Source organism: Paroceanicella profunda, from assembly GCF_005887635.2.
In the GTDB taxonomy this organism is placed as follows: domain Bacteria; phylum Pseudomonadota; class Alphaproteobacteria; order Rhodobacterales; family Rhodobacteraceae; genus Paroceanicella; species Paroceanicella profunda.
In genome coordinates this window covers 3,428,524-3,449,219 of record NZ_CP040818.1, presented here as the reverse complement: position 1 = coordinate 3,449,219, position 20,696 = coordinate 3,428,524, and the positions used below count along the sequence as shown (strand labels likewise).

Here is a 20,696-nt window from a genome sequence, read left to right as displayed (position 1 = left end):
GCCCTGTTCCCCCTGAACCGCGGGGTGGTGGCGCTTGCGCGGATGGACGCGCGGGACGCCGCGCGGCGTCCCGGAGTGAGCACTCCGGCCTGTGACGGCGCTGATGCGAGGCGGCCCCGGGTGGTGCCGCGGGCGCAGGCGGCTTTCGTCTCCGGTGTCGGCCGCGCGGCAGAGGCACTTCGGGACGAGATGGCTCCGGCGCCGTTGCGCCACGCGGGGGAGGCCCCAGCAGGCAAGGCGGGTGCCGGAGGCGGGATCGCGAGTGCGGTCGCGGCGGGTTTTCCACGGAGGCGGCCCCGGACGCTCCGGGCGGCGTTGGCCACCGGCTGCGTGCCGGCAAGGGCGGAGTGCGGGTGATGGCGCAGGGCATTCTCTACGGGATCGGTCTGGGTCCCGGGGATCCGGAACTGATGACGCTGAAGGCGCACCGGCTGATCGGAGCCTGCCCGGTCGTCGCCTATCCCGCCCGGCCGGGTGGGCCGAGCATGGCGCGGGCGATCGCCGCCGGGTCCATCGCTCCGGGGGTCGAGGAGATCCGCATCGACGTGCCGATGACGCCGGAGCGGGCCCCGGCGCAGGCGGCCTATGACGCGGGCGCGGAGCGCGTGGCCGTGGCGCTCGGTGCCGGGCGCGACGTGGCACTGCTCTGCGAGGGGGATCCGCTGCTCTACGGGTCGTTCATGTACCTGCACGCCCGGCTGGCGCCGCGGTTTCACTGCGAGGTGGTGCCGGGGGTGAGCTCGGTCGCGGCCTGTGCGGCGCTGGCCGGCCGGCCGGTTGCGGCCCGCAACGAGGTGTTCACCGTGCTGCCGGCCCCGCTGCCGGGGCCGGCGCTGCGCGCCGCCGTGGCGGCGGCGGATTCGCTCGCCATCCTGAAGATCGGCCGGCACCTGGCGCGGGTGCGCGACCTGCTCACGCAGATGGGGCTCGCGGAGCGGGCCGTCTACGTGGAGCGCGCCGGCCACCCGGACGGCCGCGCCCTGCCTCTGTCCGAGGCGCCGGAAGCGGCGCCGTATTTCTCGATGATCCTGCTGCGCAAGGGGGGAGACCCATGGTTGGGATGACGCAACCGGGCCGGGAGGCCGACATGACCCCCGGGGAGCGGGACGCCGGCAACCCCGGGCCGGTGGTGTTGTGCCTCACCGCCTCGGGCCTGGCCGTGGCCCGGCAGGTGGCCGAGGCGCTCGACGCCCCGCTGCACGGGCGCGTGGACCGGGTGCCTGCGGAGGCCGTTGCGGCGCAGTTCCCGGACGCGCTCGCCCATGCGCGGAACCTGTTCGCCGCGGGACATGCGGTGATCGGGGTCTGCGCGGCGGGCATCCTGATCCGCGCCGTGGCGCCGCTCCTCTCCGACAAGCGGGTGGAGCCGCCGGTGCTGGCCATCCCCGAGGACGGGTCCTGCGTGATTCCGCTGCTGGGCGGGCATCGCGGGGCGAACCGGCTGGCCCGGCGCATCGCCGACGCGCTCGGCACCCGCGCGGCGGTGACCACGGCCGGGGACATCGCGCTCGGCGTGGCGCTGGACGTGCCGCCGCCGGGCTGGCGGCTGGCCAATCCGGAAGCGGCCAGGGCGGCCATGGCCGCGCTTCTCTCCGGCGCCGCGCTGGAGGTCGAGGGCGAAGGCCCGTGGCGGGCGGCCGCCTGCGCGCAGCCGGCGCCTGCGCCGGCTGCCCCCGGCGCGGGCGCCGGGGCGGACCGGCCTGCCGGTCCGGCGCAGGCTCAGCGCATCATCCAGACCGAGGCGCCCGTGACCGGCGCGGACGGAGCGCTGGTCTACCATCCCCAGCGGCACGTGCTCGGGCTCGGGGCCGCGCGCGGCTGCCCGGCCGAAGAGGTCTGGGACCTGGCGCTGCAGGTGCTGGAGGCGGCCGGGGTCGCCCCCGGGGCCGTCGCCTGTGTCTGCTCGCTGGACCTGAAGGCCGATGAGCCGGGCATCCTGGAGGTGGCCCGGCGCCTCGGCGTGCCGGCGCGCTTCTTCCCCGCCGCCAGGCTGGAGGCCGAGGCGCCCCGGCTGGCAACCCCTTCCGAGGTGGTGTTCGCCGAGGTCGGCTGTCACGGCGTGGCCGAGGGCGCCGCGCTGGCCGGCGCCGGGCCCGACGCGGTGCTGGTGCTGCCCAAGCGCAAGTCCGCCGCGGCCACGGCGGCACTGGCCCGGGCGCCGGAGCCGCTCACAGCCCTGCGCGGCCGGCGCCGGGGGCGGGTGACGCTGGTGGGCATCGGCCCGGGCCAGGCGTCCTGGCGCACGCCGGAGGCCTCCACCGCCATCGCCCGGGCAGACGAGCTTGTCGGCTACGGGCTCTACATCGACCTGCTCGGCCCCCTGGCCGCCGGAAAGCCCCGCTCCGACTTCCCGCTCGGCGGCGAGGAGGCGCGCTGTCGCCATGCGCTGGAGGAGGCCGGGCAGGGCCGCGACATCGCGCTCATCTGCTCCGGCGACGCGGGCATCTACGCCATGGGCGCCCTCGTCTTCGAACTGCTGGACCGCGCGCCGGACAGGGGCGGTGTCTCCGACGCCGCGCGCCGGGTGGAAGTGCTGAGCTGCCCCGGCGTCTCGGCCCTGCAGGCCGCCGCCGCCCGGGCCGGCGCACCCCTGGGGCATGACTTCTGCGCCATTTCCCTGTCGGACCTGCTCACCCCGCGTGAGGACATCGTGAAGCGCCTGCACGCCGCGGCCGAGGGCGACTTCGTCATCGCCTTCTACAACCCGGTGAGCCTGCGCCGCCGCACCCTGCTGGCCGAGGCGCGCGACATCCTGCTCCGCCACCGACCCGCCGACACGCCGGTGTTGCTGGCAAGCTCGCTCGGGCGCCCGGAGGAGAGCCTGCGCTACCGGCGGCTCGACGCGCTGGATGTCGGGGAGGTCGACATGCTCACCGTCGTGCTGGTCGGCTCCTCGCAGTCCCGGCTGGCCCGGCTCGGCGAGGGCCCGCGCATGTACACGCCGCGCGGCTATGCCAGGCGGATCGACGCATCCGCCGGGACCGACGCATGACCATCAGACACTCCGGGGAGCCCCGCACATGACCGTCCACTTCATCGGCGCCGGCCCCGGCGACCCCGACCTCGTCACCGTGAAGGCACGCCGGCTGATCGCGCATTGCCCGGTCTGCCTCTACGCCGGGTCGCTGGTGCCCGAGGCGGTGGTGGCCTTCGCGCCGCCGGGTGCGCGGGTGCGCGACACCGCCTCGATGACCCTCGAGGAAACCCATGCCGAGATCCGCGCCGCGCACGCGGCAGGGCTCGACGTCGCGCGGGTCCACTCCGGAGACCCCTCGCTCTACGGTGCCATCGCCGAGCAGATCCGCCGGCTGAAGGCCGACGGCATCCCCTACGAGATCACCCCCGGCGTGCCCGCCTACGCCGCTGCCGCCGCCGCGCTGGGGCAGGAGCTGACCATCCCGGAAATCGCCCAGTCCGTGGTGCTCACCCGGCTGGCGATGAAATCCACCTCCATGCCGCCGGGCGAGACGCTGGAGGCCTTCGGCCGCACCGGCGCCACCCTGGCCATCCACCTGGGCATCCGCCACCTGCGCGAGATCGAGCGCCAGCTCGCGCCGCTCTACGGGGCGGACTGCCCGGTCGTCGTCGCCTACCGAATCGGCTGGCCCGACCAGATGATTCTCCGCGGCACGCTCTCGGACATCCAGGCCCGGGTGCGCGCGGCCCGGATCACCCGCACGGCGCTGGTCTTCGTCGGCCCGGCGATGGCCGAAACCCAGGATTTCCGCGACAGCGCCCTCTACGACGGCGACCGCCCGCACGTTCTGCGGCCCGGAAAGCACAGCGTGAAAACCTCTGCCGGAAAGGCTTGATCGTTAACCTTCGCGTGGCATCATCAGAGGCATCTGAACCTCAACGGCGCGGGATGCCCCCCGGCCGTTCCCCGCCGGAAGGAGACCATCGATGGAGACGTACCTGTCGCGCGAGATTCTGGAGGGGCTCGGCTCCGTGCGCAGCGTCCGTCCGCGTGCCAAGTCTCCGCGCCTCACCGTGCGGGACGGCAAGCGGAGCCAGCCGCTGCTCCGCCTGTGGGAAAGCGGGTTCGCCGTGCCCGCCGGAGGTGTCGCGCTGCGCGGCCGCGTGGATCTCTATGACGGCGGCACTCACCTCGCCTCCTGCCTGATCGTCTGTGCCGAGCAGGTGGGGGAGACGATGGAATACGAATTCAAGCAGCGCACCCGGGTGACCGACGCTCCTGCCGTCGACTACGAGCGTGACGGGGAAGCGCCTTCGGCCCTGCTGCCGGGCTGAAACCGACGCCGGGGCGCCCGAACCGGGCGCCCTCCGGCTCTCCGCCGATGACGTTCCATAACAATGCGGTGAAATTTCCGATGCGTGCTTGGCGCGGGCGCCGGCCCCGCGCATGCTTTTCGTGACGGCTGTTCCAGAATGGGCGCCGCAGGGGAGGCACCCATGCAGACGGATCTCAACGGACTCGACACACCGCTTTCCGACGCCGCCGCGCTGACAGCGTGGAACAGGGTGCAGCTCGGCGCATTGTCGCACGCGGCCTCAACCGGGCCCGCGCTGGAGGAGCTTCTGGCCGCGTCGCCCGGCTTCGCCCTTGGCCATGCGGTGAAGGGGCTCTTCCTCGTGTCGCTGTGCCGGTCCGAACTGACCCTGGCCGCGACCCGTGCCGCGGCGGCCGCCCGCGCCGCGCTCGAGACCGAAGCACACCCGCGGGCCGCGGCCTTCCTCGACGCGCTCGACTATTGCCTCTCCGGCCACCATGCCGCGGGGGCGCTGACGCTGGAGAGCTGGCTCTTCACCTGCCCGCGGGACGCGCTGGCGATGAAGCTCGCGCAGGGCCTGCGCTTTCTCACCGGAAATCCGCGCGCGATGCTCTGCGCCGCCGAAACCCTGTTGCCGCAGTGGGAGGACCACCCGGCGCGCGGCTACCTGCTCGGCTGCCACGCCTTCGCGCTGGAGGAAGCCGGCGCCTATGAGCAGGCGGAGGCCAGCGGGCGTGCGGCGCTCGACCTCGCGCCGGACGATGCCTGGGGCCTGCACGCGGTGGCGCATGTGCTCGACATGACCGGCCGCGCTGCGGAAGGCGTGCGCTGGCTGGCCGGGCGCTCCGCGCAATGGCGGCACTGCAACAATTTCGGCTACCATGTCTGGTGGCATCTCGCGCTGTTCCACATCGATCGCGGCGCCACCGGCCCGGCGCTGGACCTCTATGACCGGCAGGTGCGCCCGGAGCACACCGACGATTTCCGCGACATCGCGAATGCCGCCTCGCTGCTGCTGCGGCTTGAGTTCGAGGGCGTGAGCGTGGGCCCGCGCTGGGAGGAACTGGCCCGGCTTGCCGCCGCGCGGGTGGATGACGGGGCGCTGGTCTTCGCCGACCTGCATTACCAGCTGGCCCTGGTGCGCGCCGGGCGCGTGGCCGAGGCCGAGGCGCTTGCCGCCCGCCTGGCGCGCGAGGCGTCCCGTCCGGGGCATGACCAGCACGAGGTGGCGGGCCTGAGCGGCGTGCCGCTGGCGCGCGGGCTGTTGCAGTTCCGCGAGGGCGCCTACGGCGCCGCGGCACGCAGCCTCGTGCAGGGGCTGGCCGGTGCCCAGGCGCTCGGTGGCAGCCACGCGCAACGCGACCTGTTCCAGCGCCTCGCCATCGAGGCCGCCCTGCGCGCCGGGGCGACGGACACCGCCCTCGCGCTCCTCGCCCGCCGCACCGCCGGCCGGGGCGCTTCCGACGGCTATGCCGCCCGGGTCCGCGACCGGGTGCAGGCGCACAGTCGCACACTGGCCGCAGGAGGCCTCGCCGCCGAATGACCCGTCCTCACGACGCCCTCCTCGCCAATGATCGCGAAGCCCTGTCTGCCGCGCCCGCGCCGGATGCGCCGGGCCCCTCCGATCTCCCGGCACCCGGGCAGGGGCAGGCCGCGCCGGTGAGTGCTGCGGAGGCCCCCGCGCCGGCGGCCCTGAAGACCGTCGCAAGGGGGGCAGACGCGCCCGGACCGGCCGGGTCCGGGCCCTCGGGAAGCGCACAGGCCGCTGCGGCACGGCGCGGTCGCGGAGCGGAGCCGCCCGCCCGGGCCGTCGCGCCCCCGCGCCCGCGGGACCCGCGGCTGGACTTCTTCCGCGGCCTCGCGATGTTCATCATCCTGATGGCCCACACCCCGGGCAACGCCTGGACATTGTGGATCCCGGCGCGCTTCGGCTTCTCCGACGCAACGGAGATCTTCGTGTTCTGCTCCGGCTTCGCCTCGGCGCGCGCCTTCGGGCCGGTGTTCCTGCAGGCCGGCTGGTGGCTGGGCACGGCGCGCATCCTGCAGCGGGTGTGGCAGGTGTATTGGGCGCAGATCGGCATGGTGCTGGTGACGGTGGGCTTCCTGCTGGCGGTGGACCGGTACGGGCTCGGCACGCAGGGCGTGCGCTATGTGGCGCTGCTGCCGCTGGAGCCGCTGTTCGAGCGCACCGATGCGGCGCTGCTCGGGCTGCTCACGCTCACCTGGGTGCCGAACTTCTTCGACATCCTGCCCATGTACATCGTCATCCTCGCCCTCGTGCCGGGGGTGATGCTGATCGCGGGGCGTTTCGGCCCGGGGGCGGTTGCCGTCGTGGTCATCACGGCCTGGGCGGTTGCGCAGACCGGGGCGCTCGATCTGCCCTCGCGGCCATGGGCGCCGGAAATTCCGTGGTTCTTCAATCCTTTCGGCTGGCAACTGGTGTTCTTCACCGGCTTTGCCTTCGGCATGGGCTGGCTGAAGGCGCCGCCGGTGCGCGCGGCGCTCGTCCGGCTCGCCGCGCTCTACGTGCTGCTGGTGGTGCCCTTCGCCTGGCATCAGATCCATGACGGCGGCTGGCTGCCGGCGGACTGGGCACTGCGCGAGTGGATCGCCGGGGTGCGGGCGTCCATCGAGCCCCTGTGGTGGAAAACGGAAGTGGGCGCGCTGCGCTATCTGCATTTCCTGGCGCTGGCCTATCTCGCCTGGGTGGCGGTGGGGCCCGGGGGCGTGCGCCTGACCACCGGCGTGCGCGCGCCGCGCGCCGCGGGGCCGGCGCTGCTGGCGGTCTGCGCCCTGGTGGCGCTGCTCACGCTGCCCTATGCCTGGATCGAGGAAATCGCCGCGCTCTCGCCCCGGCTGGACGCTGCCGTGCTGCGGCTGCTCGAGGCCGGGGCCGCGGGGGGCGGGGTGAGCCTGGTCGCACCGCCGGTGCTGGTCGGGCCGCTGCAGGTGCTGCACCTCGTGGCGCTCACCGTGCTGGGCTGGGCGGCGCTGGGAGAGGCGCGACGCCGCGCGCTCTGTACCGCCGGTGTGGCCCGGGTGGTGCCGGTGGTGCGCAAGGTGGGCACGCAGTCGCTCGCGGTGTTCATGGTCTCGATCCTGCTCGCGCAGGTGAACGGCTGGCTGCTGGACCTCATGGGCCGCGACATGCTGACCTGGATGGCCGTGAACCTCTGGGGCTGCGCGGTGCTGGTCTTCACCGCCTATCTGGTGTCATGGTTCAAGTCGCAGCCGTGGCGCAGGCCCGGGGCCGGGCGGGCGGAGGCGCCCTCCGGCGCGGGTGCAGGGGCGGTGGGACGGGTTCATTTTGTCGACTGATGCAACGTATGATCTGGCCGGGGCGTTCCCGCGTATGCCGTGAGGGAGGTCGACACATGAATTACAGCGTCCTGGATACCCAAGGCCCGTTGCTGCCCGCGCGGGATGCCGGTGCCGGGCTGGTCATCGCGCAGACCGGCCAGACCCTCGATGGCCGGATCGCCACGGTGACCGGGGCCTCGAAATACATCAACGGGCGCGCGGCGCTCGATCACCTGCACCGGCTCAGGGCCTGCGTGGATGCGGTGGTGGTGGGCGTGGGCACCGTGGCGGCGGACGACCCCTCGCTCACCGTGCGGCGCTGCCCGGGCGAGAACCCGGTGCGCGTGGTGATCGACCCGCGCGGCCGCATGCCCCGCGACGCCCGTCTCCTGCGGGACGGGGCAGGGCAGGTTCTGGTGATCACCGGCCCGGGCACGGAGGTGCCCCCCGGCTGCGCGGTGCTGCGCCTGCCGGCGCCGGAGGGCCGGATCGCCCCGCGCGACATCGTCGCGGCCCTCGCCGCGCGCGGTCTCCCGCGGCTGCTGCTGGAGGGCGGCGCGGAGACCCTGTCACGATTCCTGGATGCCGAGGCCATTGATCTCTTGCATATTCTCATGGCGCCGATGATCATCGGGTCCGGAATGACGGGCCTGAGGCGGTCCCCTGTCGCCGAGCTGGACCAGGCGCTCAGGCCGCACACGAGCGTGCATGTGTTCGAGGATGGCGACGTCCTCTTCACCTGCGACCTGAGGCGAAGCTGGGAGCGTGAGAATGGCTGACGGGATCCACTATCACGGGCTGCAGCGGTTGCTGCACTGGACGATTGCCCTGCTGGTGATCTTCATGGTGCCCGCGGGATTGGTGATTTCCGATTTCTCCAACAAGCAGGCGGTGGAGGTGGTGCTGGGCCCGGCGGGGTTTGACACGCTCTACGCCCTGCACAAGTCCACCGGCTTCGCCATTCTCGCGCTGATGATCCTGCGCATCGCCAGCCGGCTGGCCTGGCGCGCGCCGCCCTATTATCCGCCGCTCACCCGGTTCGAGCACATCGCCTCCAGTTCGGTGCACGGCATCCTCTACCTCCTCCTGCTGGTGGTGCCGGTGCTGGGCTGGCTGGGGGTGAGCGCCTATCCCGCGCCGCTGCCGGTCTACGGGCTGTTCGAGATGCCGGCGATCTCCGCCCCGGACCAGCCCTTCGCCGAGCGGGTGCTGGGCGTGCACGGCGTGCTGGGCATCAGCATCGGCGTGCTGGCGGCGATCCACATCGTCGCGGCGCTCTACCACGGCCTGCTGAAGCGCGACGGGGTGCTGGGCCGGATGATCGGCTGACGCCGTCCCGGTCGCCGGCCGGGAACCCTCCGGAAATGCCGGCCCCGCCACCCGCCTCAGGCAGGGGGGAGGGCGAGCAGGTCCGTGTGGCCGATCATCACGCTTTCCGCGCTGCGCCGGGAGGCGGCCCAGGCCGCATGCTCGGCGGGGGAGAGGGCGCCGGTTTCGGCCACGGCCTGCGCGGAGCCCTCCGCCAGGGCCGCGATGAGCCCGCGATGTGCCTGCGACAGCCGCCAGGGGCTCGCGGCGCTGCGCACCGTCCAGCCCCGCGCCGCGAGCACCCGGGAGAGATGCGCCGGGGCCTCCGCGCCGAGCGCCGGGCCGAAGCCCTTGTCCCTGCGGTGATGGTCGAGGAAGGCGGCATGGGCGCGGGGCTCCGCGTCATGGGCCGGTTCCCAGTGCTCGGTGCCGTCATAGTTCAGCGCCATGTAGACGGCCGCGCCCGGGGGCACCGCGCCGCCCAGCCGCGACAGCCACTCCGCCGAACACAGGTCGATCAGCGCCGAGGAGGTGACGAGATCCGCCCCGCGCGCCAGCGTCTCCTCCACCGAGGCGGCGAGGTCCGCTTCCAGGAAGCTGATCTGCGCGCTGTCGCCCAGGGCGGTCCGCGCGGCGGCCAGAAGCGCAGGGTCATGGTCCACGAGGCACCATTCGGTGTCGGGCGGCAGCAGGGGGGCAAGCGCGCGCCAGGTGGCGCCGGTGCCGCAGCCCAGGTCGATCACCCGCAGGGGCCGGCCCCCCGGGCGGGCGAAGAGATGCGTGAGCAGCCGGTCGCGCAGCGTGCGGCTGCGCGCCGCGCGGTCCGCCGGGTCCCGCAGGGCCAGCCAGTCGGGGGCAAAGCCGCTCATGCCGCGGCCCGCAGGCAGTCCATCACTCGCCGGGCGGTGTCCGGCCAGTCGGGCAGGGTGAGGGCATGGGCGCGGCCGCAGCGCCCCATGCGCTGCGCCACTTCGGGCGTGTCGATGAGCAGGGCGAGGAACTCCGCCAGTGCCGCGTCGTCGCCCGGAGGGGCGAGCAGCCCGGCATCGGCCGGCAGCACCTCGGGCACCGCGCCGGCCCGTGCCGCGACCACCGGCAGGCCGCGCATCATGGCTTCCGCGAACACCATGCCGTAGCCCTCGTGGCGGGACGGCAGGCAGAAGATGTCGGCCCCGGCGTAAAGCGCCTCCACGCCCGGCTGGTCCTGCGCGCCCATGAAACGCACCCGGGCGTCGAGGCCCAGCCGGGTGGAGAGCGCGCCGATGCGCCGCGCCCAGCCCGCGTCTGGCGCAGGCCCGGCGATCAGCGCGCTCCAGGACAGGCCCTGCAGCCGGGCCAGCGCGCGCAGCAGCACGTCGTGCCCCTTGCGCGGGATCATCGCGCCCAGGCACAGGATGACCGGCGGAGACCCGCGGCGCGGCGCGGCTTCGGCGCGCGGCAGGCCCGGTGCGGCCACGGTGATGCGGGCCGGTTCCACGTCGTAGTTCGCCACGAGGTCACGCGCCGTGGTCTCGCTGGTGGCGATCACATGCGCGGCGAGCGCCAGCGCGCGGCGCTCGGAGATGCGCAGCGCCCGCGCCTGGGCTTCGGAGAGCCCGGTCTCCAGCGCCAGCGGATGATGGCACAGCGAGAGCGTCGGGCCGCGCCGCGCCTCGATCAGCTCCGGCGGCAGCACGCCGTAGGCCAGCCCGTCCACCAGAACCGGCCCCTGCGCGGCGAGCAGGACGCGCCGGGTGGTCTCCAGTTCGGAGGGGCCGGGAAAGGGAAAGCCGCCGGGCAGCGGCAGCAGGCCGAGGTCGGGCGCGCAGGCCAGGATCGCGCGGTCGTAGGCGTAGCCGCCGGAACGGGTGTTGATGTCCCCGGGAACCGCGAACCGCATCAGAGGTCCGCCTCGTAACTCGCCCGGGCGACGTGGCTTTCATGCAGGGTGACGCGCAGTCGGGTGAGCCCGTCCGCCCCGGCGCCCAGCTCCGACCGCCGTTTTGCCACCCTGGTGAAGATGTGGTGGCACAGGAATTCGGTGGTGGTGATCTCGCCGGGGAAGATCTCGTCGAGATTGCCGAAGTTGAGCGGGGTGAGCACGGCCTTCAGCACGTCATGGGCCGCGCCCATGTCCACGACGAAATTGTGTTCGGTGAGCGTGTCGCGGAAGAAGGTGAGGTCGACCACGAAGGTGGCACCGTGCATCTTCTGCGCCGGGCCGAAGACAGCGCCCTTGAGGGAATGGGCGATCATGATGTGATCGCGAACTTCAACTGTGAACATTACGCTTTCCTGCAATATTTGATGGCGGTTACAAGACCCGGAGCCCCCGGCGCCAGCAAGGCGGGAAGGGCGTGGGGCAGATCCTCGAAATCTATCTCCCCGGTGATCAGACAGTCGTAAACCGAATCGCTCAGCAGCGCGAGGGCGCGCGACAGGCGCTGCGCGTGGGTGATGCCGCGCGCCCGCGCGGCGGGGGCGACCATGCCGACCTGGCTGGAGACGAGACGCAGGCGCTGGGAGTGGAAGGCCCCGCCCAGGGGAACCAGCACCGGCTCCGCACCATACCAGCTCATTTCCACCAGCAGCCCCTCGGGCTTCAGCGCCGCCAGCCCGGCGGCGAGGCCCGCAGCGCTGGCGGAGCAATTGAACACGATGTCGTAACGCCCCGCGGCAAGAGAAGTTTCAAACCTCACGCCGAGTTCATTGGCGGCGGCGATCCGCTCCTCTATCCTGTCCGTAAGAGTGACGGAACACCGCGCCACAGAAGAGGAAAGAGCTGCCGTGAGACAGCCGAGGACCCCCGCCCCGACGACCGCCACGCTGACACCTTCGGCCTCTCCGAAGCCCAGTCCCGCATCCCAGACCCCGTTCAGCGCCGTTTCCATGTTGGCCGCCAGGATGGCCCGGCGCGCCGGAACGCCCTCGGGCAGCGGTGTGAGCCGCTCCGCCGTCGCGCGGAAGCCGCGCTGATGGGGCGTGAGGGAGAACACCGTCCGGCCCTCCAGCGCGGGGTCGCCGCCGCGTACCCGGCCGACGTTGCAATAGCCGTATTTCACCGGGAAGGGGAAGGCGCCCTCCTGGGCCGGCGCGCGCATGCGCCCGGCTTCTCCGGGCGGCACCCGTCCCTCGAACACCAGCCGCTCCGTGCCGCGCGACAGGGCGGACCACAGGGTGTCGACCTCCACCGGCCCGTCTCCCGCCGCCCCGGGGCGCAGCGCGCCCCTGTGCGGGCCCTCGTACCAGAGCGCGCGCGTGTCGAGATCCGTCGTCATGTCCCGTACTCCCCTTGCCCCTGCGAGAGGGCGGACTGTACCCCCTCGGCAGCGTCCGTCCAGCCCCCGGAGCGGAATTCATGAAGGACGCCTCCTGTCCCGCCCTGATCACCCCTGCCGGCCCGCCGGTGCCCGGGGGCGCCCGGCTGCCCGACCCGTCCCTCACCCCGGCCGGGCTGCAGCCGCGCCGGGTGCTGGCCCGGCGCCGGGCCATCGTGATCGTCCTCAACCTGCTCAGCTTCGCCGGCCTCACCGCCGGGGTGGCCGCGGTGTTCGGCACCGGCGGCTGGTCGACCGCGGATGTGGTGATCCTCGCCACCTTCCTCCTCGGCGCGCCCTGGACGGTGATGGGCTTCTGGAATGCGGTGCTGGGCCTGTGGCTGCTGCACGGCGCGCGCGACGGGCTGGTGCGCGCCGCACCCCATCTCGCCCCCGGCGCCGCGGGCGCGTGGCCGGGGGACGCGACGGGGCGCATCGCGCTCATGATGTTCCTGCGCAACGAACCGCCGGAGCGCGCCTTCGCCCGTCTCCTGGCGCTGCATGACAGCCTGCGCGCGACGGGCGAGATCCACCGCTTCGACACGTTCGTGCTCTCCGACACCTCCGACCCGGAGATCGCCGCGCGCGAGGAGGCGTTGCATGCCGACCACGCCGGGGCGCTCGGCGGGGCCGTCTATCGCCGCCGGGCGGTGAACACCGGATACAAGGCCGGCAACATCCGCGACTTCCTGGAGACGCGCGGGCAGGGCTACCGCTATGTCCTGCCGCTCGACAGCGACAGCCTGATGTCCGGGCCGGCGGTGCTGGAGCTGGCGCGGGTGATGGACGCCCACCCCCGGCTGGGCATCCTGCAGAGCCTGGTCATCGGCACGCCGAGCGCCTCGGCCTTCGCGCGCATCTTCCAGTTCGGCATGCGCCACGGCATGCGCTCCTTCACCATGGGGGCGGCCTGGTGGCAGGGCGATTGCGGGCCCTACTGGGGGCATAACGCGCTCATCCGCACCGCGCCCTTCCTCGCCCATTGCGCGCTGCCGGTGCTGCCCGGGCGCGGGCCGCTCTCCGGCCATGTGCTCTCGCATGACCAGGTGGAGGCGGTGCTGATGCGCCGCGCCGGCTACGAGGTGCGGGTGCTGCCCGTGGAGGGCGAGAGCTGGGAGGACAACCCCGTCACCCTGCCGGACTTCACCCGCCGCGACCTGCGCTGGTGCCAGGGCAACATGCAGTACTGGCGGCTGCTGGGCCTGCCGGGGCTGGAGCGGGTGAGCCGCTTCCAGCTCTTCGCCGCGATGATGATGTATTTCGGCGCCCCGGCCTGGATGCTGATGACCCTCGCCGCCGCCTCCAAGATCATCTGGCGCGACGCGGGCGGCATCGACTTCGCGCTCGGCCTGTCGATGTTCATGATCATGTTCGCGGTGAGCCTGTTTCCCAAGATCGCCGGCTGGATCGACACCGCCCTCACCCCCGGGGCGCTGCGCGGTTACGGCGGGGGCCTGCGCTTCGCCGCCGGCGCCCTCACCGAGACGCTGTTCTCGATGATGCTCGCGCCCGTGGTCGCCTTCCGGGTGACGCTGTTCCTCCTCGGGCTGCCCTTCGGGCGGGCGGTGATCTGGGGCGGGCAGATGCGCGACCCGCGCCGGCTGTCCTGGGGCGAGGCGCTGGCCGGGCTCTGGCCGCAGACGCTCTTCGGCCTCGGATTCGCCGCGCTGGTGGCGGCGATGGCGCCCTCGGCATTGCCCTGGACCCTGCCGGTGCTGGCCGGCCTCGTGCTGGCCGTGCCCTTCGCCGTGGTCACCGCCTCCGGGGCGGCGGGCCGGGCGTGCCAGCGCCTCGGGCTCTGCGCGCTGCCGGAGGAGCGGCGCGCGGTGCCGCTGCTGGCAGCCCTCGAGGCGCCCCTCGTGAAGCAGGGGAAGAATCCGCCGATTGCAGCCGAATAATCCGCCGGTTCTGCGAGCCGATTGCTGAATCGCGGGAGGATGTTGCGCGGAATCGGTTAATTCCGCAGATTTCTCCCGCAATGCCCCGGTGCTGCACCACAGAATCGAAGCACATTTCGCGGGGTTCCGTGGCATCCTCGCGCGAATGCAAACCCTCTGACTTGATTCCGGAGAGACACGATGATCGAGACCCCCTACCTCCTCTTCCTCGGCGATGCGGCCGACCCGCTCGCTGCCAAGGTGGCCCAGGGGATCAAGGACTGGCGGCCGGATGCCTCCATCGGCCAGTTCCGCATGGCGGGCTGCAACGCCGACATGAAGCTGCCGGACCTCACCATCGCCGAGGCCGCCGCCAAGGGCTGCAAGACCCTCGTGGTGGGCGTGGCCAACCGTGGCGGCATGATCTCGCCCGCCTGGATCTCGGTGCTGAAGGAAGCCCTCGCCGCGGGCATGGACATCGCCTCGGGCCTGCACAACCTGCTGCGCGACGAGCCGGAGCTGGTTGCCGCGGCCGAGGCCGCCGGCCGCACCCTGCACGACGTGCGCATTCCTTCGGTGAAATACCCGATCGCCAACGGCAAGAAGCGCACCGGCAAGCGCCTGCTCGCCGTGGGCACGGACTGCTCGGTGGGCAAGATGTACACCGCGCTGGCGATGGAAAAGGAAATGTCCGCGCGCGGCATGAAGGCCACCTTCCGCGCCACCGGCCAGACCGGCATCCTGATCACCGGCGGCGGCGTTCCGCTCGACGCGGTGATCGCGGATTTCATGGCCGGCTCCGTGGAATACCTCACGCCGGACAATGATCCGGACCACTGGGACCTCATCGAGGGCCAGGGCTCGCTGTTCCACGCCTCCTACTCCGGCGTGACCATGGCGCTGGTGCACGGCGGCCAGCCGGACGCGCTGATCCTGTGCCATGAGCCGACCCGCGCCCACATGCGCGGCCTGCCGGACTACCAGCTGCCCTCGCTGGAGGAGCTGCGCTCCGTCGCAGAGACGCTGGCGCGCGTGGTCAACCCCGCCGTCACCACCATCGGCGTGTCGGTGAACACCGCGGGATTCGACGAGGCGAAGGCGCTGGACTACCTCGCGGAGACCGAGAAGCGCCTCGGCCTGCCGGCGGTGGACCCGTTCCGCCAGGGCGCCGGCCGGCTGGTGGACGCGCTGGCATGAAGCTGAGCGTCAGCCGCGATACCTTCCCGATCGACGGGGTGTTCACCATCTCGCGGGGCTCGCGCACCGAGCAGCAGGTGATCCGCGTCGCGCTGGAGCGCGGCGGGCTCACGGGCCAGGGGGAATGCACCCCCTACGCCCGCTACGGTGAGACGATGGACAGCGTGGAGGAGGAGATTCGCCGGATCTCCCCCCTTCTCGCCGAGGGGCTCGACCGGCATGCGCTGCTCAACGTGCTGCCGGCGGGCGCCGCGCGCAACGCGGTGGACTGTGCCCTGTGGGACCTGGAGGCCAAGGAGGCCGGCAAGCCGGTGTGGGCGCTCGCCGGGCTCTCCGCCCCGGAGCCGGTGGTCACCGCCTACACCCTGTCGCTCGCCGACCCCGAGACCATGCGCGCGAAGGCGGCCCAGAACGCCCATCGTCCGCTGCTGAAGGTCAAGCTCGGCGGCGAGGGCGACATGGCCCGGCTGGAAGCCGTGCGCGCCGGCGCGCCGGATGCCACCATCATCGTGGACGCGAACGAGGGCTGGACGGCGGAGAGCTACGCCGAGCTGGCCCCCGCGCTGCTGCGCCTCGGGGTGAGCATGGTCGAACAGCCGCTGCCGGCGGGCAATGACGCCGCGCTGGCGGAGATCGCGCGCCCGCTGCCCGTATGTGCCGACGAGGCCTGCCATGACCGCGCCACGCTGGCCGGGCTGAAGGGCAAGTACGACATGATCAACATCAAGCTGGACAAGACCGGCGGCCTCACCGAAGCGCTCGCGCTGCGCGATGCCGCCCGGGCCGAGGGCTACAAGGTGATGGTCGGCTGCATGGTCGGCTCCTCGCTCGCCATGGCGCCCGCCATCCTGGTGGCGCAGGGCGCGGAGGTGGTCGATCTCGACGGCCCGCTCCTGCTCGCGCGCGACCGCGAGCATGCCCTCACCTATGACGCAGCCGGCGTGCACCCGGCCGAACCGGCCCTCTGGGGCTGAGCCAGATTTCGAAGGAACCACAATGAGCCGTATCGTCTACGTGAACGGGGAGTACGTGCCCGAGGAGGAGGCGAAGATCTCCGTCTTCGACCGGGGCTTTCTCTTCGCCGATGCCGTCTACGAGGTGACCACCGTTCTCGACGGCAAGCTGTGCGAGTTTGAGGGCCATTGCGCGCGCCTGCAGCGCTCGACCGCCGAGTTGGAGATGCCGCTGCCCTGGTCGCGCGAGGAGCTGCTGGAGATCCACCGCGAGCTCATCGCCCGCAACGAGCTCATCGAGGGCATGATCTACCTGCAGGTCTCCCGCGGCGCCCCCGCCGACCGTGACTTCCACTACCCGGAAGCCGGCACGCAGCCGAGCCTCGTGATGTTCACCCAGGCCAAGTCCCTGGTGGACAACCCGAGTGCTGCGAGAGGCAACAAGGTGATCTCGGTGGAGGACATCCGCTGGGCCCGCCGCGACATCAAGACCGTGCAGCTGCTCGCCGCCTCCATGGCCAAGATGCAGGCCGAGGCCGCCGGTGCCGACGATGCCTGGTTCGTGCAGGACGGGCTGGTGAACGAGGGCTCGTCCAACAACGCCTGGATCGTGACCAAGCAGGGCACGCTGGTGACGCGCGACCTCTCCCGCCTGCTGCTGCCGGGCATCACCCGGGCCTCGGTGCTGAAATACGCCGAAGCGGCGCAGCTGAAGTTCGAGGAGCGCCCCTTCACCATCGCCGAGGCGCAGGACGCGGCGGAAGCCTTCTCCACCTCCGCCTCCGCCTTCGTGATGCCGGTGGTCGAGGTCGATGGCGTGAGCCTCGGCGACGGCACGCCCGGCCCGGTGACGAAGCGCCTGCGCGAACTCTACATCGACGAGAGCCGCAAGGCCCTGCTCTGAGCCGCGCGCGCCCGTGAGACCCCGAGCCGCCGCCCCCCGCCGGGGCGGCGGCTTCTACCTGTCCGGGGAGGCCCCATGACCCTGCTGCGCATCGCCACCGAGGCCGAGCTTCCGGCCATCGTCGCCCTTCTCGCCGATGACGATCTCGGCCGGGGGCGTGAGGACACGGGGACGCCGCTCGCCCCCGCCTATCTCGCCGGCTTCCGCGCCATCGCCGCGGACCCGAACCAGGAGCTGCTGGTGACCGGCCCCGAGGGCGCGCCCACCGCCTGCCTGCAGCTCTCCTACATCCCTGGCGTGAGCCGCCGCGGCGCCTGGCGCGGGCTGATCGAGGGCGTGCGCGTCTCAGCGGGTGCGCGCGGCGCCGGGCTGGGCCGCGCCATCATCCTCGAGGCGGTGGAGCGCTGCCGGGCCCGCGGCTGCAGCCTCGTCCAGCTCACCTCCGACGCCAGCCGCACCCGGGCCCATGCCTTCTACGAGCGCCTCGGCTTCGAGGGCAGCCACCTCGGCTTCAAGCTGACGCTCTGAGAGGCGGGACCTCTCGCCCGCCGTGCAGGCTGGATGCCGCGACGGGGCGCTCGCATTTCCATGTGAATGAGCAACGACAACAGGAGCTTGCCTCATGAGCGCCGCCCGTTCGCCTGCCGCCGCCCGCCTCGCTTCCGGCCTGCTGAGCGTCCCGGCGCGCTGGCCGACCGCCTCGCCCTCGGCCTGCTGTCCGGCCCGGCGCTGGCTGACCGCCCCGCCACGGCGCGGGAGCACAGCGCCATGGAGGGGGTGTTGCGCGCCGAAGGGGTGCGGCCGGGGAGGGGAGCGAGTTCGATGAGGAAGACGGCCGTTGGGAGGTGGATGACGCCATCGCCGCCGACAGGCGCGACCATGACTTCGAGCCGTCGCCCGACGAGGTGATCATCGAGCCGGATTGACCGCGGCGAGCCGCGCGCGCAGCGCCTGTTCCGGCCGGTCAGCGCGGCCGAGCCGCGCGCGCAGGGGCAGGAGCCCGGGAGGCAGGAGTGCTGCCACCCCGCGCCCTCAGGCCGCGCGCAGCCGGGTGCCGTCGTGGCCCGCGATGTGGGCTTCGACCACCACGCCCACAGGCTGCGGCACATCGAAGAGCACCTCGGCAAAGCCCTCGGTGCGGCCCATCTGCGGCTTCTCGGTGAGCACGCGGTGGCTGCGGCCGACCTGTGCCTCGAGATGGGCAGCCACCTTCGCCTGGCCGAGGGCGCGCAGGCGGGCGGCACGCTCCTTGCCCACAGCCTTGGGCACCTGCGGCATGCGGGCCGCGGGCGTGCCCTTGCGCGGCGAATAGGGGAACACGTGCAGCCAGGTGAGGCCGCACTCCTCCACCAGTTTCAGCGAGTTCTCGAACATCGCCTCGGTCTCGGTGGGGAAACCGGCGATGATGTCGGCGCCGTAGACGATGTCGGGCCGCGCGGCGCGCATGTCCTGGCAGAAGCGGATGGCATCGTCGCGCAGGTGGCGGCGTTTCATGCGCTTCAGCACCATGTCATCGCCCGCCTGCAGCGAGAGATGCAGGTGCGGCATGAGGCGCGGCTCATGGGCGATGGCCTCGATCAGCGCGGGGTCGGCCTCGATGCTGTCGATCGAGGAGATGCGCAGGCGCGGAAGGTCCGGCACGAGGCGCAGCAGGCGCTGGACGAGATCGCCGAGGCGCGGGCTGCCCGGCAGGTCGGCGCCCCAGCTCGTCATGTCCACGCCGGTCAGCACCACCTCGTGGTAGCCGCCCGCCACCAGGCGCTTGACCTGCTCCACCACCACGCCGGCGGGCACCGAGCGCGAGTTGCCGCGGCCGTAGGGGATGATGCAGAAGGTGCAGCGGTGGTCGCAGCCGTTCTGCACCTGGACATAGGCGCGGGCCTGAGCGCCGAACCCGTCGATCAGGTGGCCGGCGGTCTCGGTGGCGGACATGATGTCGTTCACCATCACGCCCTCGGTCTCGCCGATGAAATCGGCGGGGCCTGCAAGCTTTGCCCAGGTCTCGCCCTGCATCTTCTCCAGGTTGCCCAGCACGAGGTCGACCTCGGGCATGGCGCGGAAGGTCTCCGGCTCGGTCTGCGCCGCGCAGCCGGTGACGATGACGCGCGCGCCGGGGTTCTCGCGGCTGAGCTTGCGGATCTGCTGGCGGGCCTGGCGCACGGCCTCGGCCGTCACCGCGCAGGTGTTCACCACCACCGCATCGCCGAGGCCGGCGGCGGCGGTGAGCTCCTTCATCGCCTCGGTCTCGTAGGCGTTGAGCCGGCAGCCGAAATTGGCAAAGACCGGCGGGCGGGCAGGGGCGGTCATTCGTCCTCCCCCAGGAACTCGGGCGAGAACACGCCGTCGAACACATGCGCGGTGGGGCCGGTCATCCACACGCCGTCCTCGCGCCAGTCGATCTCGAGCGGGCCGCCGTCGAGGATCACCCGCACGTGCCGGCCGGTGAGCCCGGCGCGCGCCGTGGCCACGGCCGCCGCGCAGGCGCCCGAGCCGCAGGCCTGGGTGATCATGCCGCCGCGCTCCCACACCCGCATGCGGATGGTGCCGGGGTCGATCACGTGCACGAACTCGACATTGGTGCGCTCGGGGAAGAGCGGGTGGTGCTCAAGGCCGGGGCCGAGGGCGGCGAGGTCCACCGCCGCCGCATCCTCCACCACGAAGACGCAATGCGGGTTGCCCATGCCCACCGCGGCCGGGCTGCCCTCGATGGGCAGGGCGCGGGTGTCCACCGGGTAGGCGAGGGGGATGCGGTCCCACTCCAGGTCCGGCGGGCCCATGTTCACCCGCACCAGCGCGCCGGCCCGCTCGCAGCGCAGCACGCCGTTCAGGGTGCGCACCGAGAGCGCCTGGGCGCCGGTCTCGTCCAGCAGCAGCCGGGCGGCGCAGCGGGTGCCGTTGCCGCAGGCGCCGGCTTCCGAGCCGTCGGCGTTCCAGAAGCCGATGTCCGCGGCGACGTCGGGCGAGGAGGGCGGCAGCAGGGCCACGAGCTGGTCGAAGCCCACGCCCCAGCGCCGGTCTCCCACGGCCCGCGCCAGCGCGGCCGTCACCGGCTCGCCGCCCGAACGGGCGTCGATCACGACGAAGTCATTGCCCAGGCCATGCATCTTGCGGAATGCGAGCCCGGCACTCTGGGGTGTTTGCCTGGTCATAAGCGCGCTATATACGTGTGTCGGAAGCGATGTTCCAGCGGCTGCGCGCAGCAAAGCGGCCCCAGGGCGGAAAAACCGCTTGACCACGCGACGCCCGCTGACTAGGTTCCGCTCGCGCTCCGGCAGATCGGACGCGCAAGGTATTGACAGGACTGGCATTTCCCCGCCGTTCCGTCTCTGGTGAGAGCCGGTAGCTCAGCTGGTAGAGCAACTGACTTTTAATCAGTAGGTCCAGGGTTCGAACCCCTGCCGGCTCACCAAACCTCCGCACTCCTCAAATATCGTTGCACCTCAAGGGGTTTTGCGGCGCTGGCGCACGGCTGTGCCTGGGAGAGGGATTTCCGGGCTGCAACCGTCTGCGAGGCCCTCCGGCGCGCTGTCCGGCGCGCTCTCGTTCTGCATGGCCACGCCGCCGATGATTTGCGACGTGTCGTCGGGGCTGTGGAACGGGCTGCAGAGCCACGGGCGCACGATTGGCGC

The 20,696-nt window shown here is 72.5% G+C and carries 19 protein-coding genes and 1 tRNA gene; 14 read left to right on the top strand and 6 right to left on the bottom strand.

The window, feature by feature from the left end; all coding sequences use genetic code 11:
* Window positions 1-356 precede the first annotated feature (356 nt).
* From cobI to FDP22_RS15310, 8 genes are all read left to right on the top strand, one after another.
* The gene (gene cobI / locus FDP22_RS15345) at window positions 357-1,064 is read left to right on the top strand and encodes a precorrin-2 C(20)-methyltransferase (protein ID WP_138574970.1); all 708 of its coding nucleotides are present in this window, start codon (window positions 357-359) and stop codon (window positions 1,062-1,064) included.
* Window positions 1,065-1,087: 23 nt separating this feature from the next.
* The gene (gene cobJ, locus FDP22_RS15340; protein ID WP_138574968.1) at window positions 1,088-2,992 is read left to right on the top strand and encodes a precorrin-3B C(17)-methyltransferase; all 1,905 of its coding nucleotides are present in this window, start codon (window positions 1,088-1,090) and stop codon (window positions 2,990-2,992) included.
* Between the two features lie 28 nt (window positions 2,993-3,020).
* Window positions 3,021-3,812 carry a precorrin-4 C(11)-methyltransferase gene (cobM, locus tag FDP22_RS15335; RefSeq protein WP_138574966.1) on the top strand — a complete coding sequence of 264 codons (792 nt, stop codon included), beginning with the start codon at window positions 3,021-3,023 and terminating at the stop codon, window positions 3,810-3,812.
* A 91-nt stretch (window positions 3,813-3,903) separates the two neighbouring features.
* Window positions 3,904-4,251, top strand: a complete 348-nt coding sequence (locus FDP22_RS15330) for a hypothetical protein (protein WP_138574964.1) — start codon at window positions 3,904-3,906, stop codon at window positions 4,249-4,251.
* Window positions 4,252-4,413: 162 nt separating this feature from the next.
* Window positions 4,414-5,775: a tetratricopeptide repeat protein gene (locus tag FDP22_RS15325; protein ID WP_138574962.1), complete on the top strand. Its 1,362-nt coding sequence runs from the start codon at window positions 4,414-4,416 to the stop codon at window positions 5,773-5,775.
* Between the two features lie 320 nt (window positions 5,776-6,095).
* The gene (locus tag FDP22_RS15320) at window positions 6,096-7,550 is read left to right on the top strand and encodes an OpgC family protein (RefSeq protein ID WP_170317720.1); all 1,455 of its coding nucleotides are present in this window, start codon (window positions 6,096-6,098) and stop codon (window positions 7,548-7,550) included.
* A 56-nt stretch (window positions 7,551-7,606) separates the two neighbouring features.
* Window positions 7,607-8,311 (top strand): RibD family protein, encoded by a 705-nt coding sequence (locus FDP22_RS15315; RefSeq protein WP_138574958.1) that lies wholly within the window; start codon window positions 7,607-7,609, stop codon window positions 8,309-8,311.
* Entirely contained in the window at window positions 8,304-8,861 is a 558-nt protein-coding gene (locus FDP22_RS15310) for a cytochrome b (RefSeq protein ID WP_138574956.1), read from the top strand. The genes FDP22_RS15315 and FDP22_RS15310 overlap by 8 nt, the downstream gene beginning before the upstream one ends.
* A 56-nt stretch (window positions 8,862-8,917) precedes the next feature.
* On the opposite strand, the gene FDP22_RS15305 is transcribed toward FDP22_RS15310, so the two are convergent.
* Genes FDP22_RS15305 through FDP22_RS15290 form a run of 4 tightly spaced genes read right to left on the bottom strand, consistent with a single transcriptional unit; the run spans window position 8,918 to window position 12,097 of the window.
* Window positions 8,918-9,709, bottom strand: coding sequence for a methyltransferase domain-containing protein (locus tag FDP22_RS15305; RefSeq protein WP_138574954.1), 792 nt, complete (start codon window positions 9,707-9,709; stop codon window positions 8,918-8,920).
* The gene (locus tag FDP22_RS15300; protein ID WP_138574952.1) at window positions 9,706-10,719 is read right to left on the bottom strand and encodes a glycosyltransferase family 4 protein; all 1,014 of its coding nucleotides are present in this window, start codon (window positions 10,717-10,719) and stop codon (window positions 9,706-9,708) included. The genes FDP22_RS15305 and FDP22_RS15300 overlap by 4 nt, the downstream gene beginning before the upstream one ends.
* Window positions 10,719-11,105 (bottom strand): 6-pyruvoyl trahydropterin synthase family protein, encoded by a 387-nt coding sequence (locus tag FDP22_RS15295; RefSeq protein WP_138574950.1) that lies wholly within the window; start codon window positions 11,103-11,105, stop codon window positions 10,719-10,721. Before FDP22_RS15295 ends, FDP22_RS15300 begins: the two co-directional genes overlap by 1 nt.
* Window positions 11,105-12,097, bottom strand: a complete 993-nt coding sequence (locus FDP22_RS15290) for a zinc-dependent alcohol dehydrogenase (RefSeq protein WP_205910785.1) — start codon at window positions 12,095-12,097, stop codon at window positions 11,105-11,107. The genes FDP22_RS15295 and FDP22_RS15290 overlap by 1 nt, the downstream gene beginning before the upstream one ends.
* 80 nt (window positions 12,098-12,177) lie before the next feature.
* Here FDP22_RS15290 and mdoH point away from each other — a divergent pair, with 80 nt between their 5' ends.
* The 5 genes from mdoH to FDP22_RS15265 all read left to right on the top strand — a co-directional run bounded on the left by mdoH (window position 12,178) and on the right by FDP22_RS15265 (window position 17,595).
* Window positions 12,178-14,034 carry a glucans biosynthesis glucosyltransferase MdoH gene (gene mdoH / locus FDP22_RS15285; protein ID WP_138574948.1) on the top strand — a complete coding sequence of 619 codons (1,857 nt, stop codon included), beginning with the start codon at window positions 12,178-12,180 and terminating at the stop codon, window positions 14,032-14,034.
* 180 nt (window positions 14,035-14,214) lie between these two features.
* Window positions 14,215-15,210 carry an N-acetyltransferase DgcN gene (gene dgcN, locus FDP22_RS15280; protein ID WP_138574946.1) on the top strand — a complete coding sequence of 332 codons (996 nt, stop codon included), beginning with the start codon at window positions 14,215-14,217 and terminating at the stop codon, window positions 15,208-15,210.
* Window positions 15,207-16,184 (top strand): N-acetyl-D-Glu racemase DgcA, encoded by a 978-nt coding sequence (gene dgcA / locus FDP22_RS15275; protein ID WP_138574944.1) that lies wholly within the window; start codon window positions 15,207-15,209, stop codon window positions 16,182-16,184. Before dgcN ends, dgcA begins: the two co-directional genes overlap by 4 nt.
* A gap of 22 nt (window positions 16,185-16,206) precedes the next feature.
* Complete coding sequence (locus tag FDP22_RS15270) at window positions 16,207-17,067, top strand: D-amino-acid transaminase (RefSeq protein WP_138574942.1); 861 nt, start codon at window positions 16,207-16,209, stop codon at window positions 17,065-17,067.
* A 75-nt stretch (window positions 17,068-17,142) separates the two neighbouring features.
* Complete coding sequence (locus FDP22_RS15265) at window positions 17,143-17,595, top strand: GNAT family N-acetyltransferase (protein WP_138574940.1); 453 nt, start codon at window positions 17,143-17,145, stop codon at window positions 17,593-17,595.
* A 504-nt stretch (window positions 17,596-18,099) separates the two neighbouring features.
* Here the strand turns inward: FDP22_RS15265 and mtaB are convergent.
* Together mtaB and dapF are read right to left on the bottom strand one after the other, a co-directional pair.
* Complete coding sequence (gene mtaB, locus FDP22_RS15260) at window positions 18,100-19,374, bottom strand: tRNA (N(6)-L-threonylcarbamoyladenosine(37)-C(2))-methylthiotransferase MtaB (RefSeq protein WP_138574938.1); 1,275 nt, start codon at window positions 19,372-19,374, stop codon at window positions 18,100-18,102.
* Complete coding sequence (dapF, locus tag FDP22_RS15255; protein WP_138574936.1) at window positions 19,371-20,216, bottom strand: diaminopimelate epimerase; 846 nt, start codon at window positions 20,214-20,216, stop codon at window positions 19,371-19,373. The genes mtaB and dapF overlap by 4 nt, the downstream gene beginning before the upstream one ends.
* A 184-nt stretch (window positions 20,217-20,400) precedes the next feature.
* On the opposite strand from dapF, the gene FDP22_RS15250 reads away from it, so the two are divergent.
* Window positions 20,401-20,476 (top strand) — tRNA-Lys (locus tag FDP22_RS15250).
* Window positions 20,477-20,696 lie beyond the last annotated feature (220 nt).

Bases quoted from the DNA above. Each gene is read 5' to 3' on its own strand.
- dapF (WP_138574936.1), bottom strand. From the start codon at position 20,216: ATGACCAGGCAAACACCCCAGAGTGCCGGGCTCGCATTCCGCAAGATG.
- FDP22_RS15310 (WP_138574956.1), top strand. From the start codon at position 8,304: ATGGCTGACGGGATCCACTATCACGGGCTGCAGCGGTTGCTGCACTGG.
- cobI (WP_138574970.1), top strand. From the start codon at position 357: ATGGCGCAGGGCATTCTCTACGGGATCGGTCTGGGTCCCGGGGATCCG.
- FDP22_RS15305 (WP_138574954.1), bottom strand. From the start codon at position 9,709: ATGAGCGGCTTTGCCCCCGACTGGCTGGCCCTGCGGGACCCGGCGGAC.
- dgcN (WP_138574946.1), top strand. From the start codon at position 14,215: ATGATCGAGACCCCCTACCTCCTCTTCCTCGGCGATGCGGCCGACCCG.
- FDP22_RS15325 (WP_138574962.1), top strand. From the start codon at position 4,414: ATGCAGACGGATCTCAACGGACTCGACACACCGCTTTCCGACGCCGCC.
- dgcA (WP_138574944.1), top strand. From the start codon at position 15,207: ATGAAGCTGAGCGTCAGCCGCGATACCTTCCCGATCGACGGGGTGTTC.
- cobM (WP_138574966.1), top strand. From the start codon at position 3,021: ATGACCGTCCACTTCATCGGCGCCGGCCCCGGCGACCCCGACCTCGTC.
- FDP22_RS15315 (WP_138574958.1), top strand. From the start codon at position 7,607: ATGAATTACAGCGTCCTGGATACCCAAGGCCCGTTGCTGCCCGCGCGG.
- FDP22_RS15330 (WP_138574964.1), top strand. From the start codon at position 3,904: ATGGAGACGTACCTGTCGCGCGAGATTCTGGAGGGGCTCGGCTCCGTG.
- cobJ (WP_138574968.1), top strand. From the start codon at position 1,088: ATGACCCCCGGGGAGCGGGACGCCGGCAACCCCGGGCCGGTGGTGTTG.
- FDP22_RS15300 (WP_138574952.1), bottom strand. From the start codon at position 10,719: ATGCGGTTCGCGGTTCCCGGGGACATCAACACCCGTTCCGGCGGCTAC.
- FDP22_RS15295 (WP_138574950.1), bottom strand. From the start codon at position 11,105: ATGTTCACAGTTGAAGTTCGCGATCACATCATGATCGCCCATTCCCTC.
- mtaB (WP_138574938.1), bottom strand. From the start codon at position 19,374: ATGACCGCCCCTGCCCGCCCGCCGGTCTTTGCCAATTTCGGCTGCCGG.
- FDP22_RS15320 (WP_170317720.1), top strand. From the start codon at position 6,096: ATGTTCATCATCCTGATGGCCCACACCCCGGGCAACGCCTGGACATTG.
- FDP22_RS15265 (WP_138574940.1), top strand. From the start codon at position 17,143: ATGACCCTGCTGCGCATCGCCACCGAGGCCGAGCTTCCGGCCATCGTC.
- FDP22_RS15270 (WP_138574942.1), top strand. From the start codon at position 16,207: ATGAGCCGTATCGTCTACGTGAACGGGGAGTACGTGCCCGAGGAGGAG.
- mdoH (WP_138574948.1), top strand. From the start codon at position 12,178: ATGAAGGACGCCTCCTGTCCCGCCCTGATCACCCCTGCCGGCCCGCCG.
- FDP22_RS15290 (WP_205910785.1), bottom strand. From the start codon at position 12,097: ATGACGACGGATCTCGACACGCGCGCGCTCTGGTACGAGGGCCCGCAC.